Below are 17309 nucleotides of genomic sequence, written 5' to 3' on the forward strand. Positions count from 1 at the left end.
TCTGCATCAATCTTAACCATCGCCCCCTTGCCAGCCATTGATCCAGATCAAAAGAGCTGCAGCCGCAGGCGCCCGGCCCGGTCGGCGCGCCCGGATCTGTCGAAATTTCGACTTTTAGGTACGAAATGGGCTCTAGCCCAATAGCTACGGGCGCTAACAGCTATTTATTTAATAGCAGCAAATTTACAGCCAAAGCCAGAGAAACCGGCACACTCGCAGTCAACCGGTAAAGATTCGGCGCTTGATCTGGCTTTGCAGCACCGACAAGGACCCTGCGCACCAGTGGATGCGCGCCCTCGTGCTCAAGCTTTTACAACGGCCGGTGCGCACGGATTCCACGTAGCCGGCAGGTCGAACCGGCGCGCTCAACCTGCCCGGCTTCGACCGGTCGTGAATCGATTTTGACAGTGCGGGGCAAGGGTTCTTCGCTACGTAGTTGCACGGTATTGAAGCGTCCGGAATTCCCGGCCATGATGAAGATAGCCAGGTCTCATCCGGACCGGGTGCACTTCGGGCGGCCGACTTTCAGTGTGCGGCAGCAGCATTGAGTGCTCATGACGTGAACTGGCAGTAAGTGAATGCGAATGCCGAAGTGACGAGTGGATAAATCAATAAATATACATACAGAGGAAGACATGAAACTCGTGATTGAAAATCGTTTGAAGGTGACTGCAATAGCAGCTGCGGTACTGCTACTCGGCGGCTGTGGCGGCGACAGCAGCACAGGTGAAAATAGAAATATCAAGCCGGCCAATCTGGGCGCGGTGGCCAGCGTCAGTTACGACGGTATCAGCGATGACTTGCTCACGGCAGGTCTCGGCAAAACCGGTTTGGGTGGGCCTGCCCCGGTGGCGGCTATACCCCTGAGCCCGACGGCTGCAGAACTGCGCAAAATTGCAATCCACGGCAACTACCGCGCGCTGCTCGACATCACGGCTGCTGGCGGCTACGGCACCTTGTATGGCCCTAATGTCGATGCCAAAGGCATCGTAACTACCGGCGAAGGCAAGATTTCCGGCACTGAACACATTGCCTACGCGGATGACGGCACCGGCACACAGAACATCACGATGATGGTGCAGGTGCCGGCCACTTTTAATCCAGCAAGCCCATGCATCGTCACCGCCACCTCCAGCGGATCCCGCGGCGTCTACGGCGCCATCGGCACCTCGGGAGAATGGGGGCTGAAAAACGGCTGCGCGGTGGCCTACACCGACAAGGGAACCGGCAGCGGCATTCATGACCTACAAAACAATACTGTCAGCGTGCAGAACGGCGTCCGCAGCGATGCCACTGCGGCCGGCAAGGCCTCTATTTTTACTGCCATTCTGTCTCCTGCCGAGCGCGCGACGTTTAATGCGGCAACGCCCGAGCGCTTTGCCGTCAAGCATGCCCACTCGCAACAGAATTCGGAAAAAGACTGGGGTAAATGGACCCTGCAAGCGGTCGAATTCGCCTACTTCATCCTGAACGAAAAATACGGCGCTCTGGCGAGAGACGGGGTGTCGCACCTGAAAAATCTGACGCCTGCCAATACCATCGTGATTGCTTCGAGCGCGTCCAATGGTGGCGGCGCGGCACTGGCCGCGGCAGAACTCGATACGCAAGGCCTGATCAGCGGCGTGGCAGTGGCCGAACCGCAGATACAGGTTGTGCCTGACACCCGGCTAAGGGTGACGCGCGGCACCACCACAATGGCTGGGACGGGTAAAACCCTTTACGACTATTTCACACTGGCCAATTTGCTGCAACCCTGCGCGGCGCTGCTGTCCACCACCACGAATGCGTTCAATGCGGTCAATACAGGCATTGCCACCAGCCGTTGCAACGCACTCAAGGCAAACGGCTTGCTCACCGGCACCACCACCACCGAGTTGGCGGCCGATGCCATGGAACAGCTGATTACAGCGGGATACCAGCCTGAAAGCAGCGTGTTGCAGGCATCGCACTACTCTTTCGTGACCGTGCCAACCGTGCTGACCTTCGCCAATGCCTATGGGCGTTTCAGCGTCAAGGACAACCTGTGCGGTTTCAGTTTTGCGGCCACCGGAGCGGCGGCATCGCCCACCCCGAATGCGCCGGTTTCCGCTAACCCCACATTGCTGGCAAACTCGTTTGGAAACAGCAACGGCATCCCGCCGACGGTCGGCATCAACATAGTCAACAACAATAGCGTGGGTGGACCACTACTTGATGCCGCCTCCCTGTCTGCTGGTAGTGTCCAGGACTACAACAGCGCCGGCGCACTGTGCCTGCGCGAGCTGGCAATAGGAAGCAGTGCCAATGCGCTACGCGTCCAGCAAGGCATCAATGAAGTGTTGCGCACCGGCAATCTGCAGGGCAAGCCGGCGCTGATCGTGCACGGCCGCGCCGATACCCAGGTGCCGGTGGCCTTCAGTTCGCGTCCCTATTTCGGCCGCAACAAGATCGTTGAAGGTAGCAACAGCAAACTGTCCTACATCGAAATCGCCAATGCCCAGCATTTCGACGCCTTCCTGGGATTTCCCGGCTACGCCGATCGATACGTTCCGGTGCACCGTTACTTCATCCAGGCGATGGACATCATGTACGCCCACCTGAAAACCGGCGCCGCGCTGCCAGCCAGCCAAGTGGTGCGCGGCGTGCCGCGCGGCTTCACCGGCACGGTTGTCAATCCGATCACGGCGGCCAACGTACCCCCCATCAAAACGGTTCCGGCGGCGGCTGACCAGATCACGTTCGCAAACAACATCGTGACGATTGCCGACTAAACCAATCGTGCTGATCTAAAAAGGGCTCTCTGGAGAATCGCTTCTCCGGGGGGCTTTTTCATGCGCCTTGGCGCCCGCAGGCACGTCACTAATCGGATCAGTGCTGGTGCCCGTGCGCACCATGCACATGCTGGTGCGCAATTTCTTCGTCAGAGGCGGCGCGCACCTCGGTGACCTTCACGGTAAAGCGCAAGGCCTTGCCGGCCAGCGGATGGTTGCCGTCGAGCAGCACGGTGTCGCCCTTTATTTTCGTCACGTTGAAGACCTGCTCGCGGCCATCGCTGCCGCGGCCTTCGAGCTGCCCGCCGACTTTCACGCCCGGCGGAAACTGGCTGCGCGGAATGGTGCGCAGCAAGCCCTCGTCGCGCACGCCGAAGGCGTCTTCGGGCGGCAGCGCCAGCGTGGTCTGAAAGCCCGGCTCCTGGCCTTCCAGCGCCTGCTCGATCTTGGCCAGCGTGTTGCCGTAGCCGCCATGCAGGTAGACCATGGGCTCGGGGCTATCTTCAATCGTCTTGCCTTGCGCATCGGCAACTTTGAAGCGCAGGGTGACGGCGGTGTTTTTTTCGATTTTCATGCGTGCTTTCAGGTATCTTTTCGGGGGCTGCGGTGGGGGGCGCGGGCCGGCCGCCGCGTTTTTGCATGATCTTAGCAATGATGGGCGCCAGCTTCCTGCTGAAAAGTTACAAAACCCCTTGAAGCCGAAAACCCGCAGCCACTGCACGTAAACTGGTTCTCCTCTGGACGTTTTTTACCCGCCGCACTGCCATGAAGCCTGTTGACACCGAGACCATCGAACTGCTGTCCGTGGCGGTGCCCAGGCAGCTGTTTGTGCTGCTGCACGACGCCGGCGGTACGGCCGCCGACATGCTGGAATTGGGCCAGCGTCTGGGCGATGCGTTTGCCGAAGCGGCGGTCGTCATTCCCGAGGGACTGAGCGGCCCACTTTCTGCGGGCGAAGACCCGCAAGCGCTGACCGCCCGCGTGGCCGCGCTTGCCGCCTTTGTGGGCGCACAACAGCTACGCTTTGCGTTGCTGCAGTCAGACTGCGCGCTGGCCGGCCTGGGCGCCGGTGCCAGTCTGGCACTGGCCTTCAGTGATGCGCACGACGGCCGGGTGGGACGGGTACTGGCGTTTGGCGGCAGCTATGCCGTCTGGCCGGTCAAGGCGCCGCGCCTGACCACGCTGCACCTGCTGCATGGGCAAAAGGACCAAGTGGTGTCCGTCGCCCGCGCGCGCGAGGGCTTTGCGCGCCTGACGGCACTGGGCGCCGATGCCACGCTCGATGTCGCCGCGTCGCTGGGCCACGAGTTGCATCCGGCGCTGATGGACCAGGCGGTGACGCGGCTGCAAACCTGTGTGCCGCTGCGGCACTGGCCGTTGGCGTAACGCTGCCCAGCCTCAACAAAATGGATAAAAAGTACCTCTAGCCCAAGCAGGACGGGCGAAGTCAGCTATGGAAACAAGAGTAAATCCGTTGGACGGCCGCGCTTCAGGGCTTAGAAGACGGATTGCTTTCAAGCTGCCGGGCTTCGTCAGGCGTCAGCAGACGCATAGCCTCGGGCCGGATCTGCTGCGTCAGACGCTGCGGCTCTGACTGGGCGATAGGGGCAAAACCGTAGTCCGCCAGCAGGCCACGCGTCCAGGCAAAGTAGCCGGCATTGGCCAGCACCAGCGCCAACACCAGCGCCCTCAGCATGGGGACGCGTTTCTCGGCGCGATCGCTGCTGCGGCAGCGCTGCTCGCAGCAACCGGCCGTACGCTGACCTCGGAGCTGGTTATTTCTTGCATGCCCGCTGCGGTCTGCACGCGCAGCCCGCCGTTCTCGCCGACGCCGTGCGCCGTGCCTTGGCTGCCGTCGGACAGTTGCACGGCGCGCCCTGCCAGCACGTCGCGCGCCGCAAAGCGCGCCTGGAACGGCGCAAAGCCGAATTGCTCGAAGCCCTGCAGCGCCTGCACCAGCGGTGCCAGCACGCGCAGCAGGACGGCGGACGCGTCCAGCTCGGGGAACAGTTCCTGCAGGCAGCCCGGCGCTACGGCGCTGCTGGCCGGCGCGCCCACAGTGGAAGGCATCGTCAGTTGCAGCGGCTTGATGTTGATGCCGACACCGATCACCACGTAGCGCAGACCACTAACGCTATCAACGTTGGCGGTTTCCACCAGAATGCCGCCCAGCTTGCGTTCGCCCTGCGCGCCGCCAAGCCACAGGTCATTGGGCCACTTCAGACCAATCCTGCTGCTGCCCTTGCGGGCGGTACCGCCCGGATCCAGGCTTTCGGCCAGGCTGATGCCGACCACCAGCGACAGGCCAGACCAGTCGGCCGGCTGCAAGAGCAGGCCCAGTGAAAACGTCAGGCTGTCGCCGCGCCGGCTTTGCCAGCTGCGGCCCAGCCGTCCGCGCCCGGCGCTTTGCTGCTCGGCTAGCAGCAGCACCGGCTCGGGCCGGGGCGACGAGCCGGGGCTGCCGCGAAAACGCCGCATTAGCTCCGAGTTGGTCGAATCGATCTCGGGCAGCAACTCGACCGTGAACCCCGGCAAGCTCGGCGCCACAGTCTCCCAGATGGCCTCGGCGGGCCATCGAATGGGGGTGGAAGGGTTGGAAGGGGTGGGCGGGAAAGAGGTCACGAGATGGGTGTGCGGTGGCGTCCAGCAGGCGGGTCGGCTCAGGCTTTCTTGCTCTTTTTCTTGCCGGCTTTGCCGGCCAACTTCTTTGCAACGGACTCCAGCGCTTTCTTCACGGTCTTGCTGTCAGCCTTTTTACCGGATTTTTTAGCGGATTTTTTAGCGGATTTTTTGCTGGCTTTGCCGGCGTCTTTCTTGTCCTTGGGCGCCAGCAGGGTGCCGCGGCAGCTTTTGGCGCCGCACCAGCAGGGGTATTCGGCCAGCAGCTTTTTGGTGTACTTGGCGTCGATGATCAGACCGTAGTCGTAAAACAGCTCTTCCCCGGCCTGGATGCCACGCAGCGCCTTGATGAACACACGCCCCTCGGTCTCATCGGCTTCGCAGTTGGGCTTGCAGCTGTGATTTATCCAGCGCGAGGAGTTGCCGCCATGCTTGGCATCAATCACATGCTCTTCATCGATGTGAAAGTAAAACGTGTGGTTGGGATCGCTCGGGTCGTGCGGGTGGCGGCGCAGCGCCTCTTTCCAGCTGATGACCTGGCCCAGGTACTCGATCAGCGTCTCGCCTTCGGCCAGGTCCTGCAGTGCAAACACACCCTTGCCATGCACGCCCGAGCGACGCGTTTGAATGCGGCGGCTGTCGCTGCCGGCAGCGGATTCGGCAGACGACGCGCGGGGTGCAGGGGACTTGGTTTTTAACACGGCGTATTTTTTTGGTATGGTTAATTCATGCAGGTGCGCGTGCAAGCGCGTGCGCACCGGAGCGCGCACCTGCGCGTGAAGCAGTGATTGTAGTGATGCCTTCGGGCCGTCGGCCCAGACGCTTGTGGTGTACTGTGGCGGGCTTGAGACTGACCTTTGGTGCGGCGCAGTCGCCCCCACCTGAATGCAAACAGCCTGCGGCGGTGTCGCGGGCTTGCCGAAAAAATGACAGCAGCGCAGGGCGGGAACCCTTCCCTTTATGACGCAGAAGTTTTGAAGAAGTACTTATGAAAACACTGGTAATTGCAGAAAAGCCCTCGGTGGCACAAGACATTGTGCGTGCCATCACGCCTACGGCCGGCAAGTTTGAAAAGCACGACGAGTACTTTGAAAGCGAAGACTGGCTGGTCACCTCGGCGGTCGGCCATCTGGTGGAAATCCAGGCGCCCGAGGAGTTTGACGTCAAGCGCGGCAAGTGGAGCTTTGCCAACTTGCCGGTGATTCCGCCCTACTTCGATTTGAAGCCGATGGACAAGACCAAGACGCGGCTTAACGCCATCGTCAAGCTGACCAAGCGCAAGGACGTGGGCGCCATCGTCAACGCCTGCGACGCCGGGCGCGAGGGCGAGCTGATCTTTCGCCTGATCGAGCAGTACGCCAAGAGCAAGCACCCGGTCAAACGGCTGTGGCTGCAGTCGATGACGCCGGCGGCAATTCGCGACGGCTTTGCCGCGCTGCGCAGCGACGCGCAGATGCAGCCGCTGGCCGACGCGGCGCGCTGCCGCTCCGAGGCCGACTGGATGGTCGGCATCAACGGCACGCGCGCCATGACGGCCTTCAACTCGCGCGATGGCGGCTTCTTCTTGACCACCGTGGGCCGCGTACAGACGCCGACGTTGTCGGTGGTGGTCGAGCGCGAAGAAAAAATCCGCAAGTTCATCTCTAGAAACTACTGGGAAATTCACGCATCGTTTGCAGCCCAGGCCGGCAGCTACCCCGGCAAGTGGTTTGACCCGGCCTGGAAAAAGGCCGCGGCCAACTCCGTGAACGGTGAGGGGGCCGAGCCCGACGCCGAACTGAGAGCCGACCGCCTCTGGACCGAGCGCGAGGCGCGCGCCATTGCTGACGCGGTGCGCAGCCAGACCGCCACGGTGACCGAAGAATCCAAACCGACCACGCAGGCGGCAGGTCTGCTGTTTGACCTGACCTCGCTGCAGCGCGAGGCCAACGGCAAGTTCGGCTTTTCGGCCAAGACCACGCTGTCGATTGCGCAAAGCCTGTACGAACGCCACAAGGCGCTGACCTACCCGCGTACCGATTCGCGCGCGCTGCCCGAGGACTATGTGCCGGTGGTCAAACAGACCTTTGAAATGCTGGCCGGCAGCGCCATGAAGCACCTGGCGCCGCACGCGGCGACGGCGCTCAAGGGCAATTACATCAAGCCAACCAAGCGCATCTTTGACAACGCCAAGGTGAGCGATCACTTCGCCATCATCCCAACGCTGCTGGCGCCCAGCGCCCTGTCGGAGGCCGAACAAAAAATTTATGACCTGGTCGTGCGCCGCTTCATGGCGGTGTTTTTCCCAAGCGCTGAATACCTGGTTACAACCCGTGTTTCGTTGGCCGCCAGCCACAGCTTCAAGACCGAGGGCAAGGTACTGGTGAAGGCCGGCTGGCTGGCGATTTATGGCAAGGAAGCGGCGGACGAGACCGATGACAAGGACGGCAAAGACGGCAAAACCCTGGTGCCGGTCCAGACGGGTGAACGCGTGCTGACCGAAACGGTCGACGCCAAAGGCCTGAAAACCCGGCCGCCGGCACGCTACTCCGAAGCCACGCTGCTGGGCGCCATGGAAGGCGCCGGCAAGACCATAGACGACGACGAATTGCGAGAAGCCATGCAGGAAAAAGGCCTGGGCACGCCGGCCACCCGCGCCGCGACCATTGAGGGGCTGATCGCCGAAAAATACATGCTGCGCGAGGGCCGCGAGCTGATCCCCACGGCCAAGGCCTTTCAGCTCATGACGCTGCTGCGCGGACTGGGCGTGGAAGAACTCTCCCGGGCCGAGCTGACCGGCGAGTGGGAACACAAGCTGGCGCAAATGGAGCACGGCAAGCTGAGCCGCGAGACCTTCATGGCCGAGATCGCCAGCATGACGAAAAATCTCGTCAACAAGGCCAAGGGTTACGACAAGGACACCATTCCGGGCGACTACGCCACGCTGCAGACCCCCTGCCCCAACTGCGGCGGCGTCATGCGGGAAAACTACCGGCGCTACACCTGCACCGGCAAGAACGGCGAGGAAGGCTGCGGCTTTTCCTTCGGCAAAACGCCGGCGGGCCGCACCTTTGAAACGGCCGAGGTCGAACAGTTTCTGAGCGACCGGAAAATCGGCCCGCTCGACGGCTTTCGCTCCAAGGCGGGCTGGCCCTTCAGCGCCGAGATGGTGATCAAGTTTGACGAGGAAACGAAGAACTACAAGCTCGAATTCGACTTTGGCGACGACAAGAACGGCGAGACCGGCGAGATTGTCGACCTGAGCGGCCAGCAGTCGCTGGGCGCCTGCCCCAAGTGCGGCAGCGCCGTGCTCGAGTTCGGCAAAAACTACATCTGCGAAAAGTCAGTGCCCACAGCGCCCCAGCCGACGCCGAGCTGCGACTTCAAGACAGGCCAGGTGATTTTGCAGCAGCCGATAGAGCGCGAGCAGATGGTGAAATTGCTGACCACCGGCAAGACTGATCTGCTTGACAAGTTTGTCTCCATGCGCACGCGCCGCGCCTTCAAAGCCATGCTGGCCTGGGACGCGGAAGCCGGCAAAGTCAATTTTGAGTTTGCGCCGTCCAAGTTCCCGCCACGCAAAACTGCGGGGGGGGCGGCTGCAGCCAAATCCGGCACCATCAAGACGCCGTTCGGCAAAACGGTTGCGGTCAAAACTGTGGGCGCACCGGCCGCGAAAAAAGTCGCCGCCAAAAAAGTAGCGGGCAAAACTGCTGCGGCGAAAGCCGCCAAGCCCAAAGTTGCCCGCGTGGCCAAGCCCGGCGCCGGGCTGCAGCCGAGCGACGCGCTGGCGGCCGTGATCGGCATTGAGCCGGTGGCGCGCACCCAGGTTATCAAAAAGCTCTGGGATTACATCAAGGCCGAGGGCCTGCAGGACGCCAGCAACCGGCGCGCCATCAACGCCGACGCCAAGCTGCTGCCGGTATTTGGCAAGCCGCAGGTGACGATGTTCGAGCTCGCCGGGATTGTCGGCAAGCATTTGAGCTGAGGCGCCTGTCTGGCGTTGAATGCTATTGTTTTAATAGCTACTTACGCCCATTTTCATTGGGCTAGCGGCCGATTTCACCTAAAATCGGGCGCTGGACGACAAGTGGCGTGACCTGGCTTGTCGGCTTGCGCCCGACTAATTAATCAGGTCGCCGGCGACCCGGCTTTTTTGGCTGCAGCGACAGCGTCTAGGAAGTCGCCCAGCAGGGCCCGGTCGTCAATCGTGTCGGAGCCCGGATTGTGAAACTCGGGGTGCCACTGCACCGCGACAATATAGCTTTTTTGCGGATCGCACCGGCGTATCGCCTCGACCAGGCCGTCGGTGTTGCTGAAGGCCTCGGCCTCGAACTCGGGCGCCAGCGCCTTGATGGCCTGGTGGTGAATGCTGTTGACGCGCACCCGCTCGACGCCGGGATAGAGCTTGGACAGGCGCGAGCCCTGAACAATGTCGATGCTGTGGTAGTTGAGGTCGTAAGACGCCGCATCGCGGTGCCGGAACGAGGCCGGTACCTGGGTTTCTATGTCCTGGTACAGGGTGCCGCCAAAGGCCACGTTGAGCAGCTGCAGGCCGCGACACACGCCAAAGATCGGCTTGCCCAGGCGCTCGAACGCCGTCACCAGCGCCCTGTCGTAGTCGTCGCGAACACGGTCGCCGCTCCAGCGCTCGTCCAGCGGCGCCTCGCCGTAGCTGCCGGGCCAGATATCGGCGCCGCCGTGCAGCACCAGGGCGTCCAGCCATTGCGCATAGTGGTCAAAGGTGACGTCGCCGCGCTGGGTCGGGCCGGTCGGGCAAGGCACCATGACGACCATGGCGCCGGAGGACATCAGCCAGTGGGCGATCGACTGCTCGACGTACTGCAGCGTCTTGCCGGTGAACAGCGAACGCGCGTGGTCAGCGTGGGAAAAGCAGGCCGACAAGCCAATTTTCAGGCGACGGGCAGCGGGCATGAGAATTCCTCACAAAGTTGTTCAAAATCAGCCGTGCTGCCCGCCAGCCCTTGACGCGCAGCGACACCGAATTGAAGGGTGCCGGGAAAAGACACGGGATAGAAGGTGCCGATGCTCATGCGGGTGGTAGTTGAAGGTGCATGTGTTGCTTGCCAAAGGAAAGTCCGTCAACCCGGATGGCATCGGGTTCAATACCAAACGCGGTAAACCCGGCCCGCGTGTACAGGGCGCAGGCGGCCTGGTTGCTGTCGGTCACAGTCAGCACCAGCCCCTCGAGGCCGCAGGCCCGGGCATCCTTCAGCACGGCATCCAGCAGGGCGCGGCCCAGTCCCCGGCCGGTGAATTCGCTCGCCACATACAGCCCGACCAGGCAAGCCTTGTGGCGGTTCTTGGCGCGCGTTTCGTGGCTCAAGCCGACCATGCCGGCCAGCTCGCCGTTGACAAACGCGCCCCACAATTTTTCGCTGCCGGCAGCGGCCAGCCGCCTTTCGGTAGCGGCGAGCGGCCGCAAATTTTCTTCTTCAAAACTGGAGGTAAAGGCGTCGGGGTGTTCGCGCAGGCCGCGCAGGCGAAAGGCCCGGTAAAGCGGCGCGTCAGTCAGTTGAAGGCGGCGGATCTGCATGCCTGGATGATTTCAAAATGGCGATTCAATAGCATTTCAATAGCGTCTGTTTCCTGTTCGCTTGCGCGCGATCTGGCTGCGCCTGGGGACGAACCACAGCATTACAGACTACACGCAAACTTTCCGCTCGCGGGGCGGCACTGCCCATTCGGGCTATAGGACAAGGCCGCGTTGCGCCGCCGCTGCAGCCGGCTTTCTGCCACCAGCCCGGGCGCACGACAGACTTAAATTGCTATTGTTTTAATAGCTGCTTGCGCCCGTACTGTATGGGCTAGAGGCCAATTTTTCTGGTAAACAGGGCTCAGCCCGCCAAATGCGGTTCCATGCCGACAAAGCGCACCGTCACGCGCGTGCCGGGTGTCTGCGGGTGGCCGGGCAGCTCCGCGTCTTCAACGCTGATGACGGCGCCATGCTGCTGCGCAATTTCCTGCACAATCGCCAGCCCCAGGCCGGAGCCATCGACATTGGTACCCAGCGTACGGTAAAAGGGCTGAAACACCAGTTCGCGCTCGGACTCGGCGATGCCGGGGCCCGAGTCTTCGACCAGCAGCACCAGCACGCCGCTGAAGCGGTCGCTCAGCAGGCGCAGCGTGACCTGGCCGTGTTCGGGCGTGTAGTTGATGGCGTTGTCCAGCAGGTTGCGCACCAGCTCGCCAAGCAGCGTCGCGTTGCCTTCCAGCTCGGTCGCCTGTTCGCCGGCGGCTGGCCCCTCGTAGCCCAGGTCGATCTTTTTTTCCAGCGCGCGCGGCACCGAGTCGGCCATCACTTCCGAGACAATGTGCACCAGGTCCACGCGCTGCTTGGCCAGGCTGCGCCCGGAAGTCTCGGCGCGCGCCAATGCCAGCAGTTGGTTGACGGTGTGGGTGGCGCGCACGCTGGCGCGGCCAATCTGCTTGAGCGACTTTTTCAACTCGACCGCGTCAGTTTCGCGCTGCGCCAGGTCGGCCTGCATGCGCAGACCGGCCAGCGGCGTCTTGAGCTGGTGCGCGGCATCGGCCAGAAAGCGTTTTTGCGTGGTCAGCGAGACTTTCAGGCGGCTCAGCAAATCGTTGATCGACGACACCAGCGGTGCCACTTCTTCCGGCACGGCAGTGTCATCGAGCGGGCTCATGTCGTCGGACTTGCGCGCGCGAATGCGCTTTTCGAGTTGCGCCAGCGGCTTGATGCCGCGCACCAGCGCCAGCCAGACCAGCAGCACCGCCAACGGCAGCGTGACGAACTGCGGCACCATGGTGCCTTTGACGATCTCAGTGGCCAGCGTTTTCCGTTTTTCCAGCGTTTCGGCCACCTGCACCAGCACTGGCGAGGCGCCCTTGGCATCGACCTTGATCCAGGTGTAGGCGACGCGAACGCCTTCGCCCTGAATGATTTCCTCGCGCAGCCGCACCTCGCCGTCGGTCGGCTTGTCCTCGTCTGGAGGCTTCGGCAAATCGTGTTCGCCGCTCAGGTATTCGCCGTGCGTGCCCAACACCTGGTAATAGACCAGGTCGCTGTCATCAGCGCGCAGAATTTCGCGCGCCGGCGCCGTCAGGTTGAACTGGACCTGGTTGTTCTTGACCACCACCAGCTTGGCCAACGCCTGCACGTTGTACTCCAGTGCCCGGTCAAACGGCTTGCCGGCAATGTTTTGCGCCACCAGCCAGGTCAGCGCCAGGCTGATCGGCCACAGCAGCAGCAGCGGCGTGAGCATCCAGTCGAGAATCTCGCCAAACAGGCTGCGCCGCTCGCGCTGGAAGAGTCTTAGGGCCACAGATCAAAAACCGTGGCGGCGAAACAGGGAACGACGGTTCGCCGGCTCTCTCCCCACGCCAGCAGGGGCCGCGGAACCGGCTTTGCCGGGCCGCAGGCGCAGCGCCCCCTCGGGGGGCAGAGAGCTACACGAAGTGAGCGACCGTGGGGGCTCCATCTCTAGCTTGGGATTTTCTCGAGGCAGTAGCCCAGGCCACGGACGGTCGCGATGCGGATCGGGCCTTTTTCGATCTTTTTGCGCAGGCGGTGAATGTAGACCTCGATCGCGTTGTTGCTGACTTCCTCGCCCCATTCGCACAAACGCTCGACCAGCTGGTCCTTGCTGACGAGGCGGCCGGCGCGTTGCAGCAGCACTTCGAGCAGCCCGAGCTCGCGCGCCGACAGCTCGACCATCTGGCCGTCTATGGTGGCGACGCGGCCGGCCTGGTCGTATACCAGCGGGCCGTGCTTGATGGTGCTGCTGGCGCCGCCCATGCCGCGGCGCACCAGCGCGCGCACCCGCGCTTCGAGTTCCTGCAGTGAAAACGGTTTGGCCATGTAGTCGTCGGCGCCGTAATCCAGCCCCTTGACGCGTTCTTCCACGCTGTCGGCGGCGGTCAAAATCAGCACCGGCAGCGCCGAGCCGCGCGCACGCAGGCGCTTGAGCACCTCCAGCCCGTGCATCCGCGGCAGGCCCAGGTCCAGAATCAGCAGGTCGAATTCGGTGTTGGTCATCAGCGCCGCATCGGCCTCGGTGCCACTGGCCACATGGTCGGCGGCGGCGCCCGAGGCGCGCAGGGTGCGCAGCAGGCCGTCGGCCAGAACCTGGTCGTCTTCGGCAATCAGAATACGCATGGGTGTCTCCAGAAATCAGCCCGCATCAGGCGCTGGGGCTGGGTTTTTTTACTTGCAGGTAAATTTTAGGCTTTTACGGCGGCAGCTTACAGCTACCTGTCAAAGCGGGCCCTGCTCAAGCCGCGCAATAAGCCTCCAGCCCGAGCGCCACCACGGTCGCCACATCCGGGCCGACGGCCTGGCGAAACTCGGCTTCAGCCTGCGCCACGGCACGCCTGAAGGCCGCCAGCCAGAGCAGGCCGGACTCGGTGAATAGCACCTGCTTGGCGCGTTGGTCGTAGCGGTCGGTTTCGCGCCTGACCAGGCCCCAGGCCTCGCACTGGTCCACCAGGTCGCCCATGGCCTGCTTGCTCATGCCAGCGCTGGCAGCCAGATCGGTCAGACGCGAGCCAGCCAGCGCGAGATGGCGCGTGATGTGGATGTGCGCGGCACCGACCTGGTCGCGCGCCGCCAGGTTGGACAGCGCCAGCGGCACCTGCACGTCTCTGGCCATCAGCGCCAGCACGCGCTCGTCAAAGCGGCGCAAGGCGTGGCCCAGCAGGCGGCCCAGATGGGTCAGGCGCCAGCCGGTATGCTGGCCGCTGTCGTCAGCGTCGTCTTCATCCAGCGTGGCGCCGGGCAGGATTTTGGCGTCAGTTTCAGGCATGCGCCCATCCTAGCTTTTATCTAGCTTATTAGTCAGCAAAACTGACTACAAATAGGGTTTACTTATTTCAACACCACGATAAAGTACTGGTCATGCATCCAGCAATGTGTTTAACAACACTGGCTGAAATCAACGCCAATTCTTTTTACATTACTGATTTTTCAAGGAGATTTTCATGGACCTGCCGAACAAAGCGACCCCTGCCCTGAACACCGAAAAAGCCAAGGCCCTGCAGGCCGCGCTGGCCCAGATTGAAAAACAGTTCGGCAAAGGCACCATCATGAAGCTGGGCGCCGGCGAGGTGATTGAAGACATCCAGGTGGTGTCGACCGGCTCGCTTGGGCTGGACATTGCGCTTGGCGTTGGCGGCCTGCCGCGCGGCCGTGTGGTTGAAATTTACGGACCGGAATCGTCGGGTAAAACCACGCTGACGCTGCAGGTGATTGCCGAAATGCAGAAAGTCGGCGGCACCTGCGCCTTTGTCGATGCCGAACACGCGCTGGACATCCAGTACGCGCAAAAGCTCGGCGTCAATTTGCAGGAGCTGCTGATTTCTCAGCCCGACACCGGCGAGCAGGCGCTCGAAATCGTCGATTCGCTGGTGCGCTCCGGTGCGGTCGACCTGATCGTGATCGACTCGGTGGCAGCGCTCACGCCCAAGGCCGAGCTCGAAGGCGAAATGGGCGACTCGCTGCCCGGCCTGCAGGCGCGCCTGATGAGCCAGGCGCTGCGCAAGCTGACCGCCACCATCAAGAAGGCCAACTGCATGGTGATTTTCATCAACCAGATCCGCATGAAGATTGGCGTGATGTTTGGCTCGCCGGAAACCACCACGGGCGGCAATGCGCTGAAGTTCTACGCCTCGGTGCGGCTCGACATCCGCCGCATCGGCTCGATCAAGCGCGGCGACGAGGTGATCGGCAACGAAACCCGCGTCAAGGTGGTGAAAAACAAGGTGGCCTCACCGTTCAAGACGGCCGAATTCGACATCTTGTATGGCGAGGGCATCAGCCGCCTGGGCGAGGTGCTGGACTTGGGCGTGGCCGGCCACATCGTGGAAAAGGCCGGCGCCTGGTATGCCTTCAACGGTGAAAAAATCGGCCAGGGCCGCGACAACTCGCGTGAATTCCTCAAAGAGAACCCTGAGCTCGCCATCGAGATAGAAAACAAGGTGCGCGAATCGCTGGGCATTCCGCTGGTGCAAGCAGCTGTGGCCATCGCCGTCGCTGCCGACGCCAGCGACCCGGCGGCCAAGGCGGTGAAAGCCGACAAGGCCGAGAAAGCCCCGAAAATCCCGGTCTGAGCCGGTTTAGCATGCCAAATCAGGCTCTAGTCCAATACCAACGGGCGCAAGCAGCTATTAAAACTCTAGCAAAACATGACAGTGCAAGTCGTTGCGGGACCGGCTAGGCGCCATGAGCGAGTCGACCCACTCCGCCAAACCCACGGCCCGCGCCGGCTTTGGCCTGTCGCTTAAGGGCCGCGCGCTGCGCTTGCTGGCGGCGCGCGAGCATTCGCGCGGCGAGCTCGAACGCAAGCTCGCCGCCCATGCCGAAACGCCGGAGCAGCTGGCGCAGGTGCTCGACGAGCTGCAGGCCAAGGACTTCATCAGCGAGGCACGCGTGGTCGAGTCGGTCATCAACCGGCGCGCCGCGCGCTTTGGCGCCGCGCGCATCAGGTACGAGCTGCTGAACAAGGGGCTCAGTGCCGGCGCGGTCGCGGACGCAGTCAGGCGCCTCAAAGGCAGCGAACTCGAGCGCGCCCGCGTCATTTGGTCCAAGAAGTTTGACGGACCGGCATCGGATGCGGCCGGCCGCGCCAAACAGATGCGATTTCTGGCCGGCCGAGGTTTTCGCGGCGACGTGATTTGCCGCGTGGTGACGCAGACAGAAGACGATTAAAGGAATGTTGCCGTTTTGTAGGTCGGAGTGGCCGAAGGCGTAACCCGATATCCCCCTGACGCATCGCCGCTACCGCAGATGTCGGATTACGCTGCGCTAATCCGATCTACAAGTTGCTACTATTTTGATAGCTGCTTACGCCCATTTATATTGGGGTAGAGGCCAATCAAGCCATTTTTTCGACCGGCGGGCAGCGAACCCCACGCAGTGGGGAGCGTAGGGTCTTAACTCTGCGCCGGGCCGCCCCCGAATTCCCAAGCAGGGGCCGCGGAACCGGCTTAGCCGGGCCGCAGGCGCAGCGGCCCCCTCGGGGGGCAGGGAGCTACACGAAGTGAGCAAGCGTGGGGGCTATATCTGCAGCATCAGCTTCAGGTTCTGCACCGCAGCGCCGGATGCGCCCTTGCCCAGGTTGTCTAGCCGCGCCACCAGCACCGCATGGTGGTAGCGGTCGTTGCCGAACACGCGCAGCTCCATCTTGTTGCTGTCGTTGAGCGCCAGCGCATCGAGCTTGCCGGATTCGGGCGCGGCTTGCACCGTCACCCATTCGCTGCCGGCGTAGTGCTGGCTCAGCACCTGATGCAGTTGCGCGGCGCTGGGTTGGCCGGGCAGCAAGTCCAGGTGCAGTGGCAACTGCACCAGCATGCCCTGCATGAAGTTGCCGACCGAGGGCATGAACACCGGGCGACGCGTCAAGCCCGTGTACTTCATGATTTCGGGCAGGTGCTTGTGCTCCAGGCTCAGGCCGTACAACTCGAACAGCGGCGCGCTGCCGGCTTCGTAGGCCTCGATCATCTGGCGCCCGCCGCCAGAGTAGCCACTTACGGCCGGCAGACTCAAGGGGAAATCAGCCGGCAGCAGACCGGCATCGACCAGTGGACGGATCAACGCAATCGCGCCGGTGGCGTAGCAACCCGGGTTGGCCACGCGCTCGGCGCTCATCACGGCCTCGCGCTGGCCCTTGACCAATTCAGGAAAACCAAACACCCAGCCCGGTGCCGTGCGGTGCGCGGTCGACGCGTCGATGATCTTGGGCTTTTTGCCGCTGAACGAGTCAATCATCGCCACCGACTCGCGCGCGGCGTCGTCGTGCAGGCACAAAATCACCAGGTCGGCCTGCGCTATCAGCGCGCGCTTGGCGGCCGCATCCTTGCGCAATGCGGGCGCGATGCTGAGCAGTTCGATCCGCGGCTGCGCCTGCAACCGCTCCCGGATTTGCAGGCCGGTGGTGCCAGCTTCGCCATCGATAAAAATTTTGGGCATAGAACAACTTTCAG

Annotated in this window: 16 protein-coding genes; 5 read left to right on the forward strand and 11 right to left on the reverse strand. The window is 62.6% G+C overall.

Annotated features, from left to right (window positions below; all coding sequences use genetic code 11):
* Window positions 1-635: 635 nt before the first annotated feature.
* On the forward strand, window positions 636-2750 hold the full coding sequence (locus tag HHJ18_RS16625) for a D-(-)-3-hydroxybutyrate oligomer hydrolase (RefSeq protein WP_296916954.1): 2115 nt from the start codon (window positions 636-638) through the stop codon (window positions 2748-2750).
* A 97-nt stretch (window positions 2751-2847) separates the two neighbouring features.
* On the opposite strand, the gene HHJ18_RS16630 is transcribed toward HHJ18_RS16625, so the two are convergent.
* The gene (locus tag HHJ18_RS16630) at window positions 2848-3324 is read right to left on the reverse strand and encodes a peptidylprolyl isomerase (protein ID WP_296916955.1); all 477 of its coding nucleotides are present in this window, start codon (window positions 3322-3324) and stop codon (window positions 2848-2850) included.
* Between the two features lie 191 nt (window positions 3325-3515).
* On the opposite strand from HHJ18_RS16630, the gene ypfH reads away from it, so the two are divergent.
* On the forward strand, window positions 3516-4136 hold the full coding sequence (ypfH, locus tag HHJ18_RS16635; RefSeq protein ID WP_296916956.1) for an esterase: 621 nt from the start codon (window positions 3516-3518) through the stop codon (window positions 4134-4136).
* 103 nt (window positions 4137-4239) lie between these two features.
* Here the strand turns inward: ypfH and HHJ18_RS16640 are convergent, their stop codons facing one another.
* Genes HHJ18_RS16640 through HHJ18_RS16650 form a run of 3 tightly spaced genes read right to left on the reverse strand, consistent with a single transcriptional unit; the run spans window position 4240 to window position 5998 of the window.
* Window positions 4240-4446: a hypothetical protein gene (locus HHJ18_RS16640; protein WP_296916957.1), complete on the reverse strand. Its 207-nt coding sequence runs from the start codon at window positions 4444-4446 to the stop codon at window positions 4240-4242.
* Window positions 4440-5372, reverse strand: a complete 933-nt coding sequence (locus tag HHJ18_RS16645) for a biotin--[acetyl-CoA-carboxylase] ligase (RefSeq protein ID WP_296916958.1) — start codon at window positions 5370-5372, stop codon at window positions 4440-4442. The genes HHJ18_RS16640 and HHJ18_RS16645 overlap by 7 nt, the downstream gene beginning before the upstream one ends.
* 38 nt (window positions 5373-5410) lie before the next feature.
* Window positions 5411-5998, reverse strand: coding sequence for an SET domain-containing protein-lysine N-methyltransferase (locus HHJ18_RS16650; protein WP_296917371.1), 588 nt, complete (start codon window positions 5996-5998; stop codon window positions 5411-5413).
* Window positions 5999-6357: 359 nt separating this feature from the next.
* Here HHJ18_RS16650 and HHJ18_RS16655 point away from each other — a divergent pair, with 359 nt between their 5' ends.
* Window positions 6358-9336, forward strand: a complete 2979-nt coding sequence (locus HHJ18_RS16655; protein ID WP_296916959.1) for a DNA topoisomerase III — start codon at window positions 6358-6360, stop codon at window positions 9334-9336.
* A gap of 143 nt (window positions 9337-9479) precedes the next feature.
* On the opposite strand, the gene HHJ18_RS16660 is transcribed toward HHJ18_RS16655, so the two are convergent.
* The 6 genes from HHJ18_RS16660 to HHJ18_RS16685 all read right to left on the reverse strand — a co-directional run bounded on the left by HHJ18_RS16660 (window position 9480) and on the right by HHJ18_RS16685 (window position 14134).
* Complete coding sequence (locus tag HHJ18_RS16660) at window positions 9480-10283, reverse strand: gamma-glutamyl-gamma-aminobutyrate hydrolase family protein (RefSeq protein ID WP_296916960.1); 804 nt, start codon at window positions 10281-10283, stop codon at window positions 9480-9482.
* On the reverse strand, window positions 10262-10402 hold the full coding sequence (locus tag HHJ18_RS16665) for a hypothetical protein (protein WP_296916961.1): 141 nt from the start codon (window positions 10400-10402) through the stop codon (window positions 10262-10264). Before HHJ18_RS16665 ends, HHJ18_RS16660 begins: the two co-directional genes overlap by 22 nt.
* Window positions 10399-10905 (reverse strand): GNAT family N-acetyltransferase, encoded by a 507-nt coding sequence (locus HHJ18_RS16670; RefSeq protein ID WP_296916962.1) that lies wholly within the window; start codon window positions 10903-10905, stop codon window positions 10399-10401. The genes HHJ18_RS16665 and HHJ18_RS16670 overlap by 4 nt, the downstream gene beginning before the upstream one ends.
* 301 nt (window positions 10906-11206) lie before the next feature.
* Window positions 11207-12595, reverse strand: a complete 1389-nt coding sequence (locus HHJ18_RS16675) for a sensor histidine kinase (RefSeq protein ID WP_296917373.1) — start codon at window positions 12593-12595, stop codon at window positions 11207-11209.
* Between the two features lie 218 nt (window positions 12596-12813).
* Window positions 12814-13488 (reverse strand): response regulator transcription factor, encoded by a 675-nt coding sequence (locus HHJ18_RS16680; RefSeq protein ID WP_296916963.1) that lies wholly within the window; start codon window positions 13486-13488, stop codon window positions 12814-12816.
* 115 nt (window positions 13489-13603) lie between these two features.
* The gene (locus HHJ18_RS16685; RefSeq protein ID WP_296916964.1) at window positions 13604-14134 is read right to left on the reverse strand and encodes a MarR family transcriptional regulator; all 531 of its coding nucleotides are present in this window, start codon (window positions 14132-14134) and stop codon (window positions 13604-13606) included.
* Between the two features lie 175 nt (window positions 14135-14309).
* Here HHJ18_RS16685 and recA point away from each other — a divergent pair, with 175 nt between their 5' ends.
* Together recA and recX are read left to right on the forward strand one after the other, a co-directional pair.
* Window positions 14310-15437, forward strand: a complete 1128-nt coding sequence (gene recA, locus HHJ18_RS16690; protein ID WP_296916965.1) for a recombinase RecA — start codon at window positions 14310-14312, stop codon at window positions 15435-15437.
* 112 nt (window positions 15438-15549) lie between these two features.
* Window positions 15550-16035, forward strand: a complete 486-nt coding sequence (gene recX, locus HHJ18_RS16695) for a recombination regulator RecX (protein WP_296916966.1) — start codon at window positions 15550-15552, stop codon at window positions 16033-16035.
* Window positions 16036-16383: 348 nt separating this feature from the next.
* Here recX and argC read toward each other — a convergent pair whose 3' ends face one another.
* On the reverse strand, window positions 16384-17295 hold the full coding sequence (argC, locus tag HHJ18_RS16700; RefSeq protein WP_296916967.1) for an N-acetyl-gamma-glutamyl-phosphate reductase: 912 nt from the start codon (window positions 17293-17295) through the stop codon (window positions 16384-16386).
* Window positions 17296-17309: the final 14 nt, after the last annotated feature.

The organism is Polaromonas sp., assembly GCF_012927455.1.
Lineage (GTDB): Bacteria > Pseudomonadota > Gammaproteobacteria > Burkholderiales > Burkholderiaceae_C > Polaromonas.

Coding starts and splice junctions, on each gene's coding strand:
- HHJ18_RS16625 (WP_296916954.1), top strand. CDS start 636: ATGAAACTCGTGATTGAAAATCGTTTGAAGGTGACTGCAATAGCAGCT.
- HHJ18_RS16630 (WP_296916955.1), bottom strand. CDS start 3,324: ATGAAAATCGAAAAAAACACCGCCGTCACCCTGCGCTTCAAAGTTGCC.
- ypfH (WP_296916956.1), top strand. CDS start 3,516: ATGAAGCCTGTTGACACCGAGACCATCGAACTGCTGTCCGTGGCGGTG.
- HHJ18_RS16640 (WP_296916957.1), bottom strand. CDS start 4,446: ATGCTGAGGGCGCTGGTGTTGGCGCTGGTGCTGGCCAATGCCGGCTAC.
- HHJ18_RS16655 (WP_296916959.1), top strand. CDS start 6,358: ATGAAAACACTGGTAATTGCAGAAAAGCCCTCGGTGGCACAAGACATT.
- HHJ18_RS16660 (WP_296916960.1), bottom strand. CDS start 10,283: ATGCCCGCTGCCCGTCGCCTGAAAATTGGCTTGTCGGCCTGCTTTTCC.
- HHJ18_RS16665 (WP_296916961.1), bottom strand. CDS start 10,402: ATGAGCATCGGCACCTTCTATCCCGTGTCTTTTCCCGGCACCCTTCAA.
- HHJ18_RS16670 (WP_296916962.1), bottom strand. CDS start 10,905: ATGCAGATCCGCCGCCTTCAACTGACTGACGCGCCGCTTTACCGGGCC.
- HHJ18_RS16675 (WP_296917373.1), bottom strand. CDS start 12,595: ATGCTCACGCCGCTGCTGCTGCTGTGGCCGATCAGCCTGGCGCTGACC.
- HHJ18_RS16680 (WP_296916963.1), bottom strand. CDS start 13,488: ATGCGTATTCTGATTGCCGAAGACGACCAGGTTCTGGCCGACGGCCTG.
- HHJ18_RS16685 (WP_296916964.1), bottom strand. CDS start 14,134: ATGCCTGAAACTGACGCCAAAATCCTGCCCGGCGCCACGCTGGATGAA.
- recA (WP_296916965.1), top strand. CDS start 14,310: ATGGACCTGCCGAACAAAGCGACCCCTGCCCTGAACACCGAAAAAGCC.
- recX (WP_296916966.1), top strand. CDS start 15,550: ATGAGCGAGTCGACCCACTCCGCCAAACCCACGGCCCGCGCCGGCTTT.
- argC (WP_296916967.1), bottom strand. CDS start 17,295: ATGCCCAAAATTTTTATCGATGGCGAAGCTGGCACCACCGGCCTGCAA.